Source organism: Micromonospora sp. CPCC 205554 (assembly GCF_036902745.1).
GTDB lineage: Bacteria > Actinomycetota > Actinomycetes > Mycobacteriales > Micromonosporaceae > Micromonospora > Micromonospora tulbaghiae.
Window position 1 is genome coordinate 89,125 of the sequence record NZ_JBAKHP010000008.1, and the last position, 16,204, is coordinate 105,328.

16 protein-coding genes are annotated in these 16,204 nt (G+C 73.9%); 6 read left to right on the plus strand and 10 right to left on the minus strand.

Features of this window, described 5'->3' with window-relative positions:
- Positions 1–55: 55 nt before the first annotated feature.
- The 7 genes from V6U82_RS13615 to V6U82_RS13645 form a co-directional block, all read right to left on the minus strand.
- The gene (locus V6U82_RS13615; protein ID WP_128138827.1) at positions 56–1,663 is read right to left on the minus strand and encodes an acyl-CoA carboxylase subunit beta; all 1,608 of its coding nucleotides are present in this window, start codon (positions 1,661–1,663) and stop codon (positions 56–58) included.
- Entirely contained in the window at positions 1,660–2,799 is a 1,140-nt protein-coding gene (locus V6U82_RS13620; protein WP_334461143.1) for an acyl-CoA dehydrogenase family protein, read from the minus strand. The genes V6U82_RS13615 and V6U82_RS13620 overlap by 4 nt, the downstream gene beginning before the upstream one ends.
- Positions 2,796–4,466 (minus strand): acyclic terpene utilization AtuA family protein, encoded by a 1,671-nt coding sequence (locus tag V6U82_RS13625; RefSeq protein WP_334461144.1) that lies wholly within the window; start codon positions 4,464–4,466, stop codon positions 2,796–2,798. Before V6U82_RS13625 ends, V6U82_RS13620 begins: the two co-directional genes overlap by 4 nt.
- On the minus strand, positions 4,463–5,254 hold the full coding sequence (locus tag V6U82_RS13630; RefSeq protein ID WP_334461145.1) for a TIGR03084 family metal-binding protein: 792 nt from the start codon (positions 5,252–5,254) through the stop codon (positions 4,463–4,465). The genes V6U82_RS13625 and V6U82_RS13630 overlap by 4 nt, the downstream gene beginning before the upstream one ends.
- 33 nt (positions 5,255–5,287) lie before the next feature.
- Positions 5,288–5,899, minus strand: coding sequence for a TetR/AcrR family transcriptional regulator (locus V6U82_RS13635; RefSeq protein WP_334461146.1), 612 nt, complete (start codon positions 5,897–5,899; stop codon positions 5,288–5,290).
- A 169-nt stretch (positions 5,900–6,068) separates the two neighbouring features.
- Complete coding sequence (locus tag V6U82_RS13640; protein WP_334461147.1) at positions 6,069–6,812, minus strand: metallophosphoesterase family protein; 744 nt, start codon at positions 6,810–6,812, stop codon at positions 6,069–6,071.
- A gap of 114 nt (positions 6,813–6,926) precedes the next feature.
- Positions 6,927–7,604 (minus strand): Crp/Fnr family transcriptional regulator, encoded by a 678-nt coding sequence (locus V6U82_RS13645; RefSeq protein ID WP_007466162.1) that lies wholly within the window; start codon positions 7,602–7,604, stop codon positions 6,927–6,929.
- Between the two features lie 219 nt (positions 7,605–7,823).
- Between V6U82_RS13645 and V6U82_RS13650 the strand changes: the two genes are divergently transcribed.
- The 6 genes from V6U82_RS13650 (at position 7,824) to V6U82_RS13675 (ending at position 13,213) form a co-directional block, all read left to right on the plus strand.
- Complete coding sequence (locus V6U82_RS13650; RefSeq protein ID WP_334461149.1) at positions 7,824–8,510, plus strand: adenosylcobinamide amidohydrolase; 687 nt, start codon at positions 7,824–7,826, stop codon at positions 8,508–8,510.
- 106 nt (positions 8,511–8,616) lie between these two features.
- A complete protein-coding gene (locus V6U82_RS13655) occupies positions 8,617–9,828 on the plus strand; it encodes a CapA family protein (RefSeq protein ID WP_334461150.1) in 1,212 nt (403 codons plus the stop codon).
- On the plus strand, positions 9,825–10,667 hold the full coding sequence (gene nth / locus V6U82_RS13660) for an endonuclease III (RefSeq protein ID WP_442933438.1): 843 nt from the start codon (positions 9,825–9,827) through the stop codon (positions 10,665–10,667). Before V6U82_RS13655 ends, nth begins: the two co-directional genes overlap by 4 nt.
- Positions 10,667–11,269 carry a TlpA family protein disulfide reductase gene (locus V6U82_RS13665; protein ID WP_334461152.1) on the plus strand — a complete coding sequence of 201 codons (603 nt, stop codon included), beginning with the start codon at positions 10,667–10,669 and terminating at the stop codon, positions 11,267–11,269. The genes nth and V6U82_RS13665 overlap by 1 nt, the downstream gene beginning before the upstream one ends.
- Positions 11,266–11,958: an NUDIX hydrolase gene (locus V6U82_RS13670; RefSeq protein WP_334461153.1), complete on the plus strand. Its 693-nt coding sequence runs from the start codon at positions 11,266–11,268 to the stop codon at positions 11,956–11,958. Before V6U82_RS13665 ends, V6U82_RS13670 begins: the two co-directional genes overlap by 4 nt.
- Before the next feature lie 76 nt (positions 11,959–12,034).
- On the plus strand, positions 12,035–13,213 hold the full coding sequence (locus V6U82_RS13675; protein ID WP_120572775.1) for a MarP family serine protease: 1,179 nt from the start codon (positions 12,035–12,037) through the stop codon (positions 13,211–13,213).
- Between the two features lie 15 nt (positions 13,214–13,228).
- Here V6U82_RS13675 and V6U82_RS13680 read toward each other — a convergent pair whose 3' ends face one another.
- From V6U82_RS13680 to mycP, 3 genes are read right to left on the minus strand one after another with little or no spacing between them, the layout of a single operon-like run.
- The gene (locus tag V6U82_RS13680) at positions 13,229–13,954 is read right to left on the minus strand and encodes a phosphatase PAP2 family protein (RefSeq protein WP_128137690.1); all 726 of its coding nucleotides are present in this window, start codon (positions 13,952–13,954) and stop codon (positions 13,229–13,231) included.
- Between the two features lie 30 nt (positions 13,955–13,984).
- A complete protein-coding gene (locus tag V6U82_RS13685) occupies positions 13,985–14,776 on the minus strand; it encodes a phosphatase PAP2 family protein (protein WP_128137691.1) in 792 nt (263 codons plus the stop codon).
- 40 nt (positions 14,777–14,816) lie between these two features.
- Complete coding sequence (gene mycP, locus V6U82_RS13690) at positions 14,817–16,130, minus strand: type VII secretion-associated serine protease mycosin (protein ID WP_334461155.1); 1,314 nt, start codon at positions 16,128–16,130, stop codon at positions 14,817–14,819.
- Positions 16,131–16,204 lie beyond the last annotated feature (74 nt).

The following is a 16,204-nucleotide window of genomic DNA, read 5'->3' on the forward strand; positions in this document are numbered from 1 at the left end:
GCCTTTCGTTCGCGACTGCGGGACTCCGCTTCGCTGCGTTCCTCGCGCTCACAGGTCACATCCGGAAGACGCCGAAACCGTCGGCGCCCCTCACCGGTCCGTTGTGGATCGCCGACAGGCAGAGCCCGAGGACGGTACGGGTGTCCCGGGGGTCGATCACCCCGTCGTCGTAGAGCCGCCCGGACAGGAACAGCGCGCCGGACTGCGACTCGATCTGCTGCTCGACCATCATCCGCATGGCGGCGTCGGTGTCCTCGTCGTACTCGCGTCCCCGGGCGGCGGCGGCCTGCCGGGCCACGATGGACAGCACCCCGGCGAGCTGCGCCGGGCCCATCACCGCCGACTTCGCGTTCGGCCAGGTGAACAGGAACCGTGGCTCGTACGCCCGGCCGCACATGCCGTAGTTGCCGGCGCCGTAGGAGGCGCCCAGGTTGACGGTCAGGTGCGGCACCGTCGAGTTCGACACCGCGTTGATCATCAGGGCGCCGTGCTTGATGATGCCGCGCTGCTCGTACTCGGTGCCGACCATGTAGCCGGTGGTGTTCTGGAGGAAGACCAGCGGCGTGTCCGCCGCGTTGGCGAGCTGGATGAACTGGGCCGCCTTCTGCGCCTCCTCGCTGAACAGCACGCCCCGGGCGTTCGCCAGCACACCGACCGGGTAGCCGTGCAGCTCACCCCAGCCGGTGACCAGCGCGGTGCCGTAGCCGGGCTTGAACTCGTCGAACGCGCTGTCGTCGAGCACCCGGGCCAGCACCTCGCGCGGGTCGAACGGCACCTTCAGGTCGGCGCTGGCGATGCCGAGCAGCTCCTCCGGGTCGTACCGGGGTGGCAGCGGGTGCGGGTTGCGTGGCGGAGGGCCGTGCTTGCGCCAGTTGAGCCGGCGGACGCACTGCCGGGCCAGCCGGATGCCGTCGCGCTCGTCGGAGGCGAGGAAGTCGGCCAGGCCGGACGTGGTGGCGTGCATCGACGCGCCACCGAGCGACTCGTCGTCGGTGACCTCGCCGGTGGCCATCTTCACCAGCGGCGGCCCGGCCAGGTAGACCTGCGAACGGTCCCGGATCATGATGGTGAAGTCGGACATGCCCGGCACGTACGCACCACCGGCTGTGGCGTTGCCGAAGACCACGCTCACGGTCGGGATCCGCTGCGCGGAGAGCCGGGTCAGATCACGGAACACCCGGCCGCCGGGAATGAAGATCTCCGCCTGGGTGGGCAGGTCCGCGCCGGCCGACTCGACCAGGTTCACCATCGGCAGCCGGTTGGCCGCCGCGATCTCACCCGCCCGCCGGGTCTTCGCCAGCGACCACGGGTTGATCGCGCCGCCGCGTACCGTCGGGTCGTTCGCCACGATCAGGCACTCGACGCCCTCGACCACGCCGATACCGGTCACGGTGCTGGCGCCGACCGGGAAGTCCGTGCCGTACGCGGCCACCGACGACAGCTCCAGGAACGGGCTGTCCGGGTCGAGCAGCAGCTCGATGCGTTCCCGGGGGAGCAGCTTGCCGCGACCGTGGTGGCGGGTCACGTACTTCTCGCCGCCACCACCCCGGGCCTGGTCGAGCGCCTCCTCCAGCTCGGCCAGGCGCTCCAGCAGCGCCTCCCGGTTGGCGGTGAAGGCGGGCGCGGACGGGTCGATCGTGCTCTGCAGGACTGTCGTACTCACAGGCCCATGCCCTTCGCGATGATCTCGTTCATGATCTCGGTGGTGCCGCCGCCGATGCCGAGCAGGCGGGCGTCGCGGTAGTGCCGCTCCACCTCGGCGTCGCGCATGTAGCCGAAGCCACCGTGCAGTTGCAGCGCCGCGTCGACGACGAAGTCGCACGCGGACACCGCCACGTTCTTCGCGATCGCCACCTCGGTCACCACCGGCTGCCCGGCGGCCACCCGCTCGGCGACGTCGTGGACGTACGCCCGCGCCGCGTCGGTGCGGCTGTGCATCTCGGCCAGCCTGTGCCGGACGACCTGGCGCCCGACGAGCGGACGGCCGAACGTCTGGCGGTCCCGGCACCATTGCACCGCCAGGTCCACGCAGCGCTGCGCGGTCGCGTACGCCTGGGTGGCGAGCGACAGCCGCTCGTTGGCGAACTGCTGCATGATGGCGAGGAATCCGGTGTCCTCCGGCCCGACCCGGTTCGTCCCCGGCACCCGGACGTCGACGAAGGACAGTTCGGCGGTGTCCGAGCAGTGCCAGCCCAGCTTCTCCAGCCGACGCCCCACTGTGAACCCGGGTGAGCCCTTGTCGATGACCAGCAGGCTGACCGAGCCCGATCCGGGGAAGTCGGTGCAGACCGCGGTGGTGACGAAGTCGGCGCGGACCCCGCTGGTGATGTACGTCTTGGCGCCGTTGACGACGTAGTGGTCGCCGTCGCGGACCGCGCAGGTGCGGATGCCCGCCACGTCCGAGCCGCCGTCCGGCTCGGTGATCGCGAGCGCGCCGATCATCGTCCCGGCGAGCGCCGGCCGGACGTACTTCTCGATCAGCGCCTCGTCCTGCGTGCCCACCATGTGCGGCAGCGCGATCCCGTGCGTGAACAGCGCGGCGACCAGCCCGGACGACCCGCCCGAGCGGATGATCTCCTCGGTGACCACCATCGAGTCGAGCAGGTCGCCGCCGCTGCCGCCGACCGACTCCGGGAAGCCGACGCCGAGCAGGCCGATCTTCGCCGCGGTCTCGTGCAGCGACCGGGGCACCTCGCCGGCCCGCTCCCAGTCGGACAGGTGCGGCAGCACCTCCCGGGTGACGAACGAGCGGGTCAGCTCGCGCAGTTGCCGGCGTTCCGGCGTGTCCACGATGGTCATGCCGGTACCTCCGTCGGTAGATCGACCACCCGCGAGCGCAGCAGCTCGCCGAGCGCCTTGGCCTGGGGGTCGAACCGGGTGGAGGCGGCCACACCCTGCCCGAGCAGCCCTCGGATCACGAAGTTGACCGCGCGCAGGTTCGGCAGCTCGTACCGCTCGACAGTGAGCGCGGCGGTCTCCGGCAGCAGCTCGGCCAGCCGCTCCACCGTCAGCCAGTCGCGCAGCCAGGGCCAGGTCGCGTCGGTGCGGGCCCAGACGCCCAGGTTGGCGTCGCCGCCCTTGTCGCCCGACCGCGCGCCGACCAGCTCACCGAGCGGCCCGCGCCGGGTGGCGGCCGGAGCCGGTACGGCGCCGGCCTCCCGTGGCGGCGCTTCGACCGGCGTCGCCGTGACCGTCGGCGGGGCGATCGGCACCCGCTCGCCGGAGGGCAGCACCGCCACGTGCCCGACCTCGTCCTGCGCGATCGTGTCCGCGGTGAACACCCCGTACGGCGTCGCGTCGCCGGGCAGCGTGGTGAGCGTGCAGCCCGGATAGGAGGCGAGCGCCAGCTCCACCGCCGCCGCCGAGAACGCCCGCCCGGCCCGCGACTTGTCGCCGTCGCGCAGGTGCACGTGCAGCAGCGCGCTCGCCGCCTCGGTGTCGCCGGTGTCCGGGTGGTCGGTGCGGGCCAGCGTGAACTCCAGCCCTTCCGTGCCGACCGACTCCTCGATCTGGCCCCGGACCAGTGCCGCCTTGGCCGGGATGTCCAGCCCGCACAGCACGAACGTCATCGAGTTGCGGAAGCCGCCCAGGTTGTTGACGCCCACCTTGAGCGTGCCCGGCGGCGGCGTGCCGCGCACCCCGGACACGCGTACCCGGTCCGGGCCCTCCTGCTCCAGCCGCACCGTGTCCAGCCGCGTCACCACGTCCGGCCCGAGGTAGTCCGGCCCGCCGACCTCGTACAGCAACTGGGCGGTGACCGTCTCCACAGTGACCGCGCCGCCGGTGCCGGTGTGCTTGGTGAGCACCGACGAGCCGTCCGGGTGCAGCTCGGCGATCGGAAAGCCAGGCCGGTGCCCGCCGTCCGGCAGCTCGGTGAAGAAGCTGAAGTTGCCGCCGGTGACCTGCGCGCCGCACTCGATCAGGTGCCCGGCCACAGTGGCGCCGGCCAGCGCGTCGAGGTCGTCGCGGGTCCACCCGAAGCGGGCCACCGCCGGGCCGACCACCAGTGAGGCGTCGGTGACCCGCCCGGTGACCACCACGTCCGCGCCCGCGTCGAGGCAGGCCGCGATCCCGAACGCGCCCAGGTAGGCGTTCGCGGTCAGCGCGTCCGGCCGCTGGATCGCGTCGCCCTCGACGTACCCGACCCGGACCTGGAGGCCGAGCCGGTCGCCGAGCGACCGGATCGCGTCGGCCAGCCCGGCCGGGTTGAGGCCGCCCGCGTTGGTGACAAGCGTGACGCCGCGCTCCAGCGCGGTGCCGAGCACGCCCTCCGCCTGGCGCAGGAACGTCTTCGCGTAACCGAGCGACGGGTCGCGCATCCGGTCCCGGCCGAGGATGAGCATGGTCAGTTCGGCCAGGTAGTCACCGGTCAGCACGTCCAGCTCGCCGCCGTCGAGCATCTCCCGCCAGGCGGTGAAGCGGTCGCCGTAGAAGCCCGACGCGTTCCCGATCCGCAGCACGCTCACGAGGAGGCTCCGTCCGGCTCACGCTTGCCGCCGGGCGGGCCGGCGAACGCCTGGGCCACGTCCAGCCACTCGTCGGCGACCGGCCCGGTGGCGGTCAGGGCCAGGTCCGCGCGGTGCCGGCGCTGCGTGACGAGCAGGCAGAAGTCGAGCGCCGGGCCGGTCACCCGGTCGGCCGCCTCCGCCGGCCCGAACTCCCACACCGCATCGCCCGCGGGCGCGGTCAGCTCGACCCGCACCGGCGCCGTGGGCACCTCGCGGCCGTGGGCCGCGAAACCGTGCCCGAGGGTACGGAAGCCGAGGTGCGCGATGTGCCGCAGCCGTTCGGTCGGGGTACGGCTGACGCCGAGCGCGTCGGCCACGTCCTCGCCGTGCGCCCACGTCTCCATCAGGCGGGCGGTCGCCATCGACGTGGGCGACATGCTGGTGCCGTACCAGGGAAGCTTCTGCCCGGCCGGCACGGCGGCGAGCGCCCCGGCGAGCGCCGACCGGCCGGCACGCCAGCGGGCCAGCAGTGCGGGCGGCGGCGCGAGGAAGGACTCGGCGCCGTCCTCGACCAGGCGCGACGGGTCCGGCGCGGCCATCACCGAGGCGAAGAACGCGGACTCGTCGGTGGCCGCCAGGTAGGCGACGTGGTCGGTCCAGGCCAGGTGCGCGACCTGGTGCGCGACGGTCCAGCCCGGGGCCGGCGTCGGCTGCTCCCATCCCTCCGGCGGCAGGTCCGCGACGAGCGCGTCGAGCTGTTCGGACTCGGCGGCCAGATCCGCGAGCAGGGCTGTCAGGTCGACCATCGTGCCTCCGGGCGGGGTTGGGGCGTCAGGGGATCAGTGCCGCTCGCTCTCGGGGGTGAGCAGCGCGGCGAGCTGGCGTTTCCAGGTGTGCAGCAGGGCGGCGCGGCGGGGCGAGTCGTCGCTGAGCAGGTTGGCCACGCCGAGACCGCGCAGCAGGTCGAGGGTGGCCTGCACCGACTCGCGTACGCCCGGCTTGCGCTCATCCACGCCGAGCAGCTCGACGGTGAGCCGGTGCATCTCGCGGCCGATCCGCGCCTCCAGCGGCACCAGCGCGGCCCGCAGCTCGGCGTCGGTCCGGGCGGCCACCCACAGCTCCAGCGCGGCCACGAACAGCGGGCCGGTGAAGGAGGCGGCGAGCAGGTCGACCACCCCGTCGAGCCGCTGCGGGCCGGACGGCAGGGCCGCCGCCTCGGCGCGCAGCTCGGCCGCCCGGCGCTCGGTCAGGTGCGTGACGGCGGCGGTCACCAGTGCGGTCTTGGTGGGGTAGTGGTGCAGCTGGGCACCCCGGGAGACGCCGGCGTGAGCTGCCACCACAGTGGTCGTGGTGCCGGACCAGCCGTGCTCCACCAGGCACTCGACAGTCGCCTCCAGCAGCCGGGCCTGGGTGGCGCGGCTGCGCTCCTGCTGCGGAACTCGGCTCGACACGCTGACAGCGTCCCCCGCCCAAAACAAGCAGTCAAGCCTGACTTTTTCCGCCCGCCGCCATCGCGTTGATCAAGGAGTTGGTGTCCGTGCGGGCACCGTTCTCGGACGCGAACTCCTTGATCAACCCGGAAGCGGCCGGGCGGGCGGTCGGCGTCCGGAGGCGGGTGGGTCAGCGGCCGTCTCGGGGGGCGAAGACCGTGAGGGCGTCGGCGTCGGAGTGGCGGGAGCGGACGTACTCGTCGGCCCAGGCCGCCGCGTCCGGGAACGTGGACCCGGCGGCGATCCGGGCGCAGGCGGCGTCCACGTCGAAGCGCGTCCGGCGCAACTGCACACCCGGGCCCAGCAGCGCCCACCAGGCGCCCGCGCCCCCGTACGGCATGCCGACACTGCCCGGGTTGACCACCAGCCGGCGGTCGACCAGGCGGGTGAACGGCATGTGCGTGTGCCCGCAGACGACGGTGCCGACCTCGGCCGGGAGACCGGCGAAGACCTCGGCCCAGCGGTCGAGCCGCGAGTCGACGAGCACGACCTCCTCGTCGTCGCGTGGGGTCGCGTGGCAGAACAGCACGTCGCCCAGACCGGTGACCGGCAGCGTGACGGACGGCGGCAGCGCCGCCAGCCGGGCCACCTGGTCGTCGCGGAGCTGACCGGCGGCCCAGTTCGAGACCTCGATCGGGGAAGCCTTCCCGGCCCGCGCCTGCACCAGCTCCCGGTCGGCGTTCCCGCCGACCCAGCAGGCCCGGTCGCCGAGCGCGGCCAACCGGTCCAGCACCTCGACCGGCTGCGGACCGGCCGCCAGGTCACCGGTGAGGACGATCCGGTCGGCGGCTGCCACGTCCGGCTCGGCCAGGACTGCCGCCAGCGCGGGCAGCACACCGTGGATGTCGGAGAGGACGGCGACGCGATCAGGCATCGTCCCAGCCTGGCGGCACCGGTCCGGGAGGGCCAAGCGATTCTGCGGCGGGCAGAGACGGCGCCGGCCCGGCTCGCACCGAGGCGGGCCGGGCCGGGAAGCCGGTACGGAGGATCAGACCCGCGCGCGGCGGGCCAGGCGCTCCGGGTCGAGGATGATGATGCTCTTGCCGTCCAGCCGCAGCCAGCCGCGCGAGGCGAAGTCGGCCAGCGCCTTGTTGACGGTCTCCCGGGAGGCGCCGACGAGCTGGGCGATCTCCTCCTGGGTGAGGTCGTGCGTCACGCGCAGCACGCCGCCGTCGCGGGTGCCGAACCGGCCGGCCATCTGGAGCAGGTTCTTGGCGACCCGGCCCGGCACGTCAGTGAAGATCAGGTCGGCGAGCGAGTCGTTGGTCCGGCGCAGCCGGCGGGCCAGCACCCGCAGCAGCTGCTCGGCGATCTCGGGCCGGTTGTTCAGCCACGGCCGCAGCGCCTGCTTGCGCAGCCGGACCAGGCGGGTGTCGGTGACCGCCGTGGCCGTCGCCGTACGCGGACCGGGGTCGAAGAGCGACAGCTCACCGACCATGTCCGACGGGCCCATCACGGCGATCAGGTTCTGCCGGCCGTCCGCCGCGCGGCGACCCACCTTGATCTTGCCGGACAGGAGGATGTAGAGACTGTCGCCGGGCTCGCCCTCGTTGAACACGATCTCGCCCTTGCGGACCTCGATCGTCTCCATCTCCTTGGCGAGCGCCTCGGCAGCCTCCGGGTCGACACCCTGGAAGATCCCGCTGCGGGCCAGTACCTCGTCCATCGCGCACCTCCGCCTGCGCGTGCCGTCCGTCGGCCGGGTCCGCCGTCCGCTGATCCCTCGCGCGCCGCCAGTCTAGGCGCACATGAGTAGGAATCAGAGGTGCACCCCTGGAATCTTGATCGTTGGGCGTAACCCGCCCGACCCGGTGAGCAGCTAAGATCCCGCCTCCGGCCCGGCCCGGCGCCACCCGTTCCCTCCTGTGATCGTAGGGTGACCGGCGTGCTGTGTGAGCCGTTCCTGACCAGCCGGTCCGAATCCGGGTGGGACATCCCCATGCTGGCCTGGCGGGCCGAGGCGCCGCTGCTGGCGGTCGGCTCCGCGCCGCTGGGCGGGGGGATCGGCGTCCGCGGGTGGGTGCTGAACGCGACGGTGCCGATGTCGTACGACCGTGACGACCCCGCCGCGCACCTGGCCGAACTGGCGCACGGCCTCGACCTGGACGGCCCCGGGGTCGGGCTGCTGACCGGCGTGGACGTGACCGAGGTGGTCCGCCGGACCGACGGCGGCGTCCGGGTCTGGGCGACGGTCGGCCTGGGCACCCCGGTCTGGGCCGCCGCGCCCGAGCCGGCATCGTCCGCCGCGCCCGAGCCGGCCCGGCCCGCGCAGCGCGTCGGCACCGTCAACATCGTCGCGTACGTGCCGGTGCGTCTCGGCGACGCCGCCCTGGTCAACGCCGTGGCCACCGCCACCGAGGCGAAGGCGCAGGCGATCTGGGAACTGGGACTGCCGGCCACCGGCACACCCACCGACGCCGTGACGGTCCTCTGCCCGGCCGACGGCGATCCGGCCCCGTACGGCGGTCCCCGGTCGGCGTGGGGCGCGCCCCTGGCCCGGGCCGTGCACGCCGCAGTCCGCTCCGGCGGCGCCGGGACCGTCGTGCCCTGGTCCGACCGGCGGGCGGGCTGACATGCGCCGGCCATGTCCGGCGCGCCGGGTTTTCCGACCGATCGGCCCTCGTCGCGGCGTCCCGGGGACGGTAGCGTCGCCGACGATGTACGCTCCCGCCCGTTCTGTGCCCCGTATCCTCCGCGCCGCTGTCGCCGGACCGCCCACCGCCGCTCCCGGCCCGCGTCGCGCCGTGCCCGGCAAGCGCCTGGCCGCGTTCGCCGCGCTCGTCGCCGTCCTGTTCGTCGCCGGCTGCGGCGGCGACGCCGGCGGGTCCGGCGGCGACCCCCGGTGGCAGGCGGGACAGGGCGGTGGTGCGACCGGACCGGCCACCGGCGAGCAGCCCGCCGCGTCGGACCCGGCGAAGGAGCCGTCGATCTCGCTCACCGCGACCGGCGACGTGATCATGGGCAACGCGCCGGACCGGCTGCCGCCCAACGGCGGCAAGGGCTTCTTCGACGACGTGAAGTCGGCGCTCAAGGGCGACCTGGTGATGGGCAACCTGGAGGAGCCGCTCACCGACGACACCGGCGCCGGCAAGTGCGGCCCGGAGCCGAAGAACTGCTACCAGTTCCGTGCGCCGCCCGGCTATGCCGCGCACCTGCGGTCGGCCGGGTTCCAGCTGCTCAACCAGGCCAACAACCACGGCTACGACTACGGCCGCCAGGGCTACGAGAACACCCAGTCGGCGCTGGAGGCGCACGGGCTCAAGCACACCGGCGCGCCGGGCGAGATCACCGTGGTGGACGTCAAGGGCATCAAGGTCGCCGTGGTGGGCTTCTCGTCGTACCCCTGGTCCAACAGCCTGGTCGACCTGAACGCCGCCAAGCAGGTGATCGAGATGGCCAAGGAGTCGGCCCAGATCGTGGTGGTGCAGGTGCACATGGGCGCCGAGGGGGCGGACAAGACCCGGGTGAAGCCGGGCACCGAGATGTTCTTCGGCGAGAACCGCGGCGACCCGATCCGCTTCTCCCGGACCGTCATCGACGCCGGCGCGGACCTGGTCATCGGGCACGGCCCGCACGTGCTGCGCGGGATGGAGTTCTACAAGGGGCGGCTGATCGCGTACAGCCTCGGCAACTTCGCCGGTGGCGGCAAGTCGCTGAACAGCTCGGGCCGGCTCGGCTGGGGCGGCGTGCTCAAGGTGTCGCTCACCGCCGACGGGACGTTCGCCGGCGGCACGTTCACCTCCACCGTGATGAACGGCGTGGGCCGTCCGTCGGTGGACCGGCAGAACCGCGGCCTGGGACTGGTCCGCGACCTGAACCGGTCCGACTTCCCGGACACCGGCGCGAAGCTCGACGGGACCGGCAAGATCACCGCACCGGCGGGTGGCTGAGCGCACCCCGGCCGCGCCGAGCCGCCGGAGCGTCGGCCCCGCGACGTAGGCTGGCCGACGTGACCACGCGCTCCCCCGAGACCGACCTCGGCCGTACGCGCCGCGCCCGGCGCATCGGCCGCGTGCTGACCGAGACGCACCCCGACGCGCACTGTGAACTCGACCACTCCAACGCGCTGGAGCTCGCAGTGGCGACGATCCTGTCCGCCCAGTGCACCGACAAGAAGGTCAACGAGGTCACGCCGAAGCTGTTCGCCCGCTACCGCACCGCCGCCGACTACGCCGGGGCGGACCGCGCCGAGCTGGAGGAGCTGATCCGGCCCACCGGGTTCTACCGCAACAAGACCAGCTCCCTGATCAACCTCGGGCGTGCGCTCTGCGAGCGGTACGACGGCGAGGTGCCCGGCCGGCTGGACGACCTGGTGACGCTGCCGGGGATCGGCCGCAAGACCGCGAACGTCATCCTCGGCAACGCCTTCGGCGTCCCCGGCATCACCGTCGACACCCACTTCCAGCGGCTGGTGCAGCGGTGGCAGCTCACCGCCGAGACCGACCCGGTGAAGATCGAGCACGCGATCGGCGCGCTCTATCCCAAGCGCGACTGGACGATGCTGTCGCACCGGGTGATCTTCCACGGCCGCCGGGTCTGCCACGCCCGCAAGCCCGCCTGCGGCGCGTGCACGCTGGCGAAGCTGTGCCCCGCGTACGGCACCGGGCCGACCGAGCCGGTCGCCGCGGCCAAGCTGCTCAAGGGCCCTCGCGCCCGTGACCTGGCGGTGGCCGTCGGCCTCGACCCCGACCTGGTGCCGCAGCAGGCCGCCGCGGCGGACGTGCCGTGATGCGCCGGCTCGCCTGTCTCCTCGTCCCGCTGCTGCTGGCGGCGGCGGGCTGCACCGCCACGACCGAGGAGCCGGAACGTCCGGCGCCGGCGACCCGGGCCGAGCGTCCCTCGCCGTTCGCCGACTGCACCCCGCTGACCGTCGCGCCCGCCGCCGCGTCGCCGGCGCCTGCTGGAAAGGCCGGAGACCAGCTTCCCGACCTGACGCTCAACTGCTTCACCGGCGGCACGCCGGTGAACCTGCGCGACGTCAAGGGCCCGGCGGTGATCAACGTCTGGGCGTCCTGGTGCCCGCCGTGCCGCAAGGAACTGCCCGCGTTCCAGCGGCTGGCCGAGCGGGCCGACGGCCGGTTCCAGGTGATCGGCGTGAACAGCCGGGACAGCCGCGGCGGCGCGCAGTCCATCGGCGAGGACTACGGCGTCGACTTCCCGATGCTGCTCGACCAGGGCGACGCGTTCCAGCGCGCGCTCGAACGCAACGCGTTCCCGCTGACGGTGCTCGTCGACGCCGACGGCCGGATCCGGCACACCGACGCGACCGGCGCGCTCGACGACGCCCGCCTCGCCGCGCTGCTCGAACGTCACCTCGGGGTGCGGGTATGACCCGACGGCCACCGGTGTGGTTCGACCCGCTGCTGGGCCGGCTCGGCACCGCGCGGGCGGAGGACTTCACCCGCATCGTCACGCCGTCCAGCGGCGGCCGGGAGAGCGCCGTGCTGGTGCTGCTCGGTGAGGAGCCCGGCGCCGGGCCGGACGTGCTGGTCCTCCAGCGCGCCGCGACGCTGCGCAACCACGCCGGGCAGCCGGCCTTCCCGGGCGGGGCGGCCGATCCGGAGGACGCCGACGCCCGCGCCACCGCGCTGCGCGAGGCGAACGAGGAGGTCGGCCTCGACCCCGGCAGCGTCACCGTGCTGGCCGAGCTGCCCCGGCTCTGGATCCCGGTCAGCGACTTCGTGGTCACCCCGGTGCTCGCCTGGTGGCACGACCCGCACCCGGTGCACCCCCGCGAGCCGGCCGAGGTCGCGCACGTGGCCCGGCTGCCGGTCACCGAGCTGGTCGACCCGGACAACCGCATGCGGGTACGCCACCCGAGCGGCTGGATCGGTCCCGCGTTCTCGGCGCGCGGCATGCTCGTCTGGGGCTTCACCGCGGGCGTGATCGACCGGCTGCTGGAGATGGGCGGCTGGTCCCGGCCCTGGCCGCACTCGCGCGTGGTGGAGCTGCCGCCCGTCGACGCCACGCCCGCTCCGTCGGCGGGCACCGAACCGGCCGACGAGAGCCCGGTGCGGTGATCACCCGTACGCATCCCCGGGTCACGTTCCGCGAGCGCTGAGCCGAGCGCGGGCCCGGTGCCCGTACCCTTGGGGCGTGTCCGCCGTGGATCTCGTCCTCCTTCTGCTCATGCTCGTGTTCGCGATCAGCGGATACCGTCAGGGCTTCGTCATCGGGGCCCTGTCGTTCTCCGGCTTCTTCCTGGGCGCGCTGCTCGGCCTCCAGGTCGGGCCGCTGATCGCGCAGCAGTTCGCAACGAGCGGCACACGCGTGCTGATCTCCCTGGTGGCGATCTTCGGGCTCGCGGTGCTGGGGCAGGCGCTGGCCGGCTGGCTCGGCTCCAATCTCCGGGCCGCCATCACCGGGCCGGCCGGGCGGAAGATCGACGACGTCGGCGGCGCGTTCATCTCGGTCGTCGCGGTCATGCTCGTGGCGTGGCTGGTCGCCGTGCCGCTCGGCTCCTCCTCGGTGCCGTGGCTGGCCTCCTCGGTGCGCAACAGCGCGCTGCTCACCGTCGTCGACCAGGTGCTGCCGGACAAGGCACAGGATCTGTCCACGGCGCTGCGCGACACGGTCGACACCAACGGCTTCCCGGACGTGTTCGGCGACCTCGCCCCGACCCGCGCCCGGCAGGTCGCCCCGCCCGACCCGGCGCTGGCCAACTCCCAGGTGGTGCAGAACAGCAGGCGGTCGGTGGTGAAGGTGCTCGGCTCCGCGCCGAGCTGCTCGCGCCGCATCGAGGGCTCCGGCTTCGTGTACGCCGACGACCGGGTGATGACCAACGCGCACGTGGTCGCCGGCACCCGGTCGGTGGCCGTGGAGCTGCGCGGCGAGCGGTACGACGGCGAGGTCGTCGTCTACGACCCGGACCGGGACCTCGCGGTGCTCTACGTACCCGGACTGCCCGGACCGTCGCTGCGCTTCGCCGCCGGCCCGGCCGCCACCGGCGCTGACGCGATCGTGCTCGGCTTCCCGCTCGACGGCCCGTACGACGCCCGCCCGGCCCGGATCCGGGACGTCGACCGGATCACCGGCCCGGACATCTACTCGGCCGGTGACGTCAACCGGGAGATCTACACGATCCGGGCGCTGGTGCGCAGCGGCAACTCCGGCGGCCCGCTCGTCTCCTCGAACGGTCTGGTGCTCGGGGTGATCTTCGCGGCGGCGGCGGACGACCCGAACACCGGTTTCGCGGTGACCGCGGCCGAGGCGCGACCGGTGGCGCTGGCGGGCGCGGAGCGTACCCGGGGAGTGGCCACCGGCGACTGCACCTGAGCCGGCCGGCGGTGCTCAGCCACCCGCCGTTGCTCCCGCCGGTGTCGCCTCGTCGCCGGAGCGGGACAGCGGCAGCCGGGCGCGGCCCCAGGTGAGCGTGCGGTCGAGCACCGCCCGCGCCATGATCGCCACGCACGCGCCGCCGTTGAGGAACGAGGCGACCACGTCGCTGGGGTGGTGCATGCCCCGGTACATCCGGGTCAGCGCCACGCCGAGCGGCACCAGCACCAGCAGCGCCCACCAGCCGACCTTGGCCGGGGTGCTGCGCGCCCGCAGCGCCAGCAGCACCGCGAGGCCGACGTAGAGCGCGGTCGCCGCCGAGGTGTGCCCGGACGGGAAGCTGGACGTGGGCGGGGAGGCGTCCATGTGCGCGACGGCCGGGCGGTTCCGGTCGATGGCCATCGTGGTGAACAGGAAGATCAGCGCCTGTGCGGTCACCGCCGCGCACAGGAACAGCGGCTCCCGCCAGCGGTGCAGCACCAGCCGCAGCACCAGCGCCGCCAGCACCGTCACCACGACGATCATCTGGGTGCTGGCGAGCGTGCTGAACACCAGCGAGACGTCGTTCCAACCCGGCGTCCGGTCGCCGGCCAGCTCCCGGTTGACCGTGTCCTCCACGGTGAACGGCCAGGTGCGGGCCAGCACCCGGGTCACCAGCAGGCCCAGGCCCACCATCAGCGCGAAGAGCAGGGCCAGCGGCAGCAGGACACGCCGGGTGACTCGGATCACGACGTCGGACATGGGCTCGCCTGTACCCCGGCGAGAGTCCGGCTACGCCCGGCCGCCCTCCGGCCGCTGGTCGGCCAGCTCCGGCTCGACCCCCTCGCGGAGCGGGCGCGCGGACGGCCGCCCGGATCCGCTGCGCCAGGTGGCGAAGGCGGCCGAGGTCGCGGCCACCACCGCCACCCCGAGCACCCAGCCGCCCACCACGTCGCTGGTCCAGTGCACGCCGAGCGCGATCCGGCTGAGCCCGGTCACCACTGTGACCAGCAGGGCAGCCGTCCACAGCGCGACCCGGCCCCGGCGGCTGTCCCGCACGAACGGCAGGAACACCAGCAGCAGCACACCCGCCGCCAGCGTGGCGTTGAGCGCGTGACCGGACGGGAAGGAGTAGCCGGCGGCCCGGGCCACCGGGTCCAGCAGATCCGGCCGGTCCCGGCCGACGAGCAGCTTGAGCAGCGCGCCGAGCAGCCCGCCGGCGACCATGGTGACCACCACCCAGACCGCGAGCCGGGGCGCGCCGCGCCGGACCAGCCACACCACCACCACGACCGCTGCCACCCGCAGCGGGCCGGGCCCGAACACGTGCGTCCAGACCGTCATCACACCGGCCCAGGCGGGACGGTCCTGCGCGTACCCGTGGAACGCGTCGGTGATCGAGGCATCCAGCCGCAGCAGGGGCGGCCAGGCGCCGAGCACCAGCAGCGCGAGCAGGGCGAACGGCACCAGCACCAGGAACGCCGCGAGCACGGTCAGGGTGAGCCGCAGGCCCAGCGAGTGCTCGGGGTCGAGGCGGCGGCTCCGCCACGACCGGTGCGTGACCGTCGCCCCGGTGGTCTCCATGAGGCTTCCCCTACCCATCCGGGGGCGGGATCAGACCGGTTCAGCGACGGGTCTGCCGGAATCGGCGAACCATCAACGCGGTGCCGGTGACGAGCGCGACGAACAGGGCCAGGCCGGTCCAGAGCCGCTCCGGGGCGGAGACGTCCGTCTGTCCCGCCGGCCGGGCGTTCCAGCCCTCCGCCGTACGCCCGAGCGGGTCGCCGCCCCGGCCCGCCGCGGCGGCCCGGGTGTCCCGCGTGTCGCCGGGCGCGGGCCCGAAGCCCACCACGCCGGGGGAGGCGTTGTCGTCGAGCGGGTTGTGGCCCACCGACGGCACGTCGGCGGTGAGCGCGGCCACCGGGTCCACCAGGCCGTAGCCGAACCGGTCGTCCCGGCCGGTCGGACCCAGATCCCGGGCGGTGGTGATCAGCCGGTTGACCACGTCGCCGGCCGACATCTTCGGATAACGCGCCCGGACCAGGGCGGCCGTCGCGGCGACGAGCGGCGCGGCGAAGCTCGTCCCCTGCACCCGCCAGTAACCCTCCGGCCGGGCGCCGTAGAGCCCGGTGGCCGGGGCGCTGAGCACCGTCTCGTGGCCCGTGATCGAGCCGGACCAGAGGTTCTCGCTGGTCCGCTCCAGCCCGGCGACCGCGAGCACACCCGGCTCCCGGGCCGGGTACCAGACCTCGGTGGTCGTCGAGGTGGCCAGGTTGCCGGTGCAGGCGACGACCACCACGTCCCGGGCGAACGCGTAGTCGAGCGCCGCGGCCAGCGCCGGATTGTCGCTGCTGCCGCCGAGCGACAGGTTGACCACCTGGGCGCCGTTGTCGACCGCCCAGCGCACCGCCCTGGCGATGATCAGCGCGTCGTCGTAGCGGTTCTCGGCGTCGAGGACCCGGACCGGAAGGATCTTGGCGTCCGGCGCCAGCCCCAGCACGCCCCGGTCGTCATCGGCGCGCCCGGCGATCAGCCCGGCCACCGTGGTGCCGTGCCCCACCGGGTCCGGGCCGTCCGAGCCGTCCGGCGTCACCAGGTCCAGGCCGGGCAGCACCTGACCGGCCAGGTCGGGGTGGGTGCCGTCCACACCGGAGTCGATCACCGCGACCACCACGCCGCGCCCGGTCGAGGTGCGCCACGCGGTCTTCGCCCGCAACTCCTCCAGTTGCCACTGCTCGTCGCGTACCTGGTCGGTGCGCAGCACACGGTCGGGGGTCACCCACGGCCGCGCCAGTGTGGCCGGGGCGGCGGGAGCGGCATGGGCCGGCGGCGCCAGCGGACCGGCCACGGTGACCAGTGCCGACGCGGCGGCGAGCAACGCGCGTCCGGCGAGACGCCGGGGCGGCCCACCGGGCGGTCCCTGCCGATCCCCTGTCACATTCCCCAGCCGTTCGGTCGCGTCAGACACATGCTGCACGGAGATTACCGGTTGTCCCGACCGTCACGGGGCAA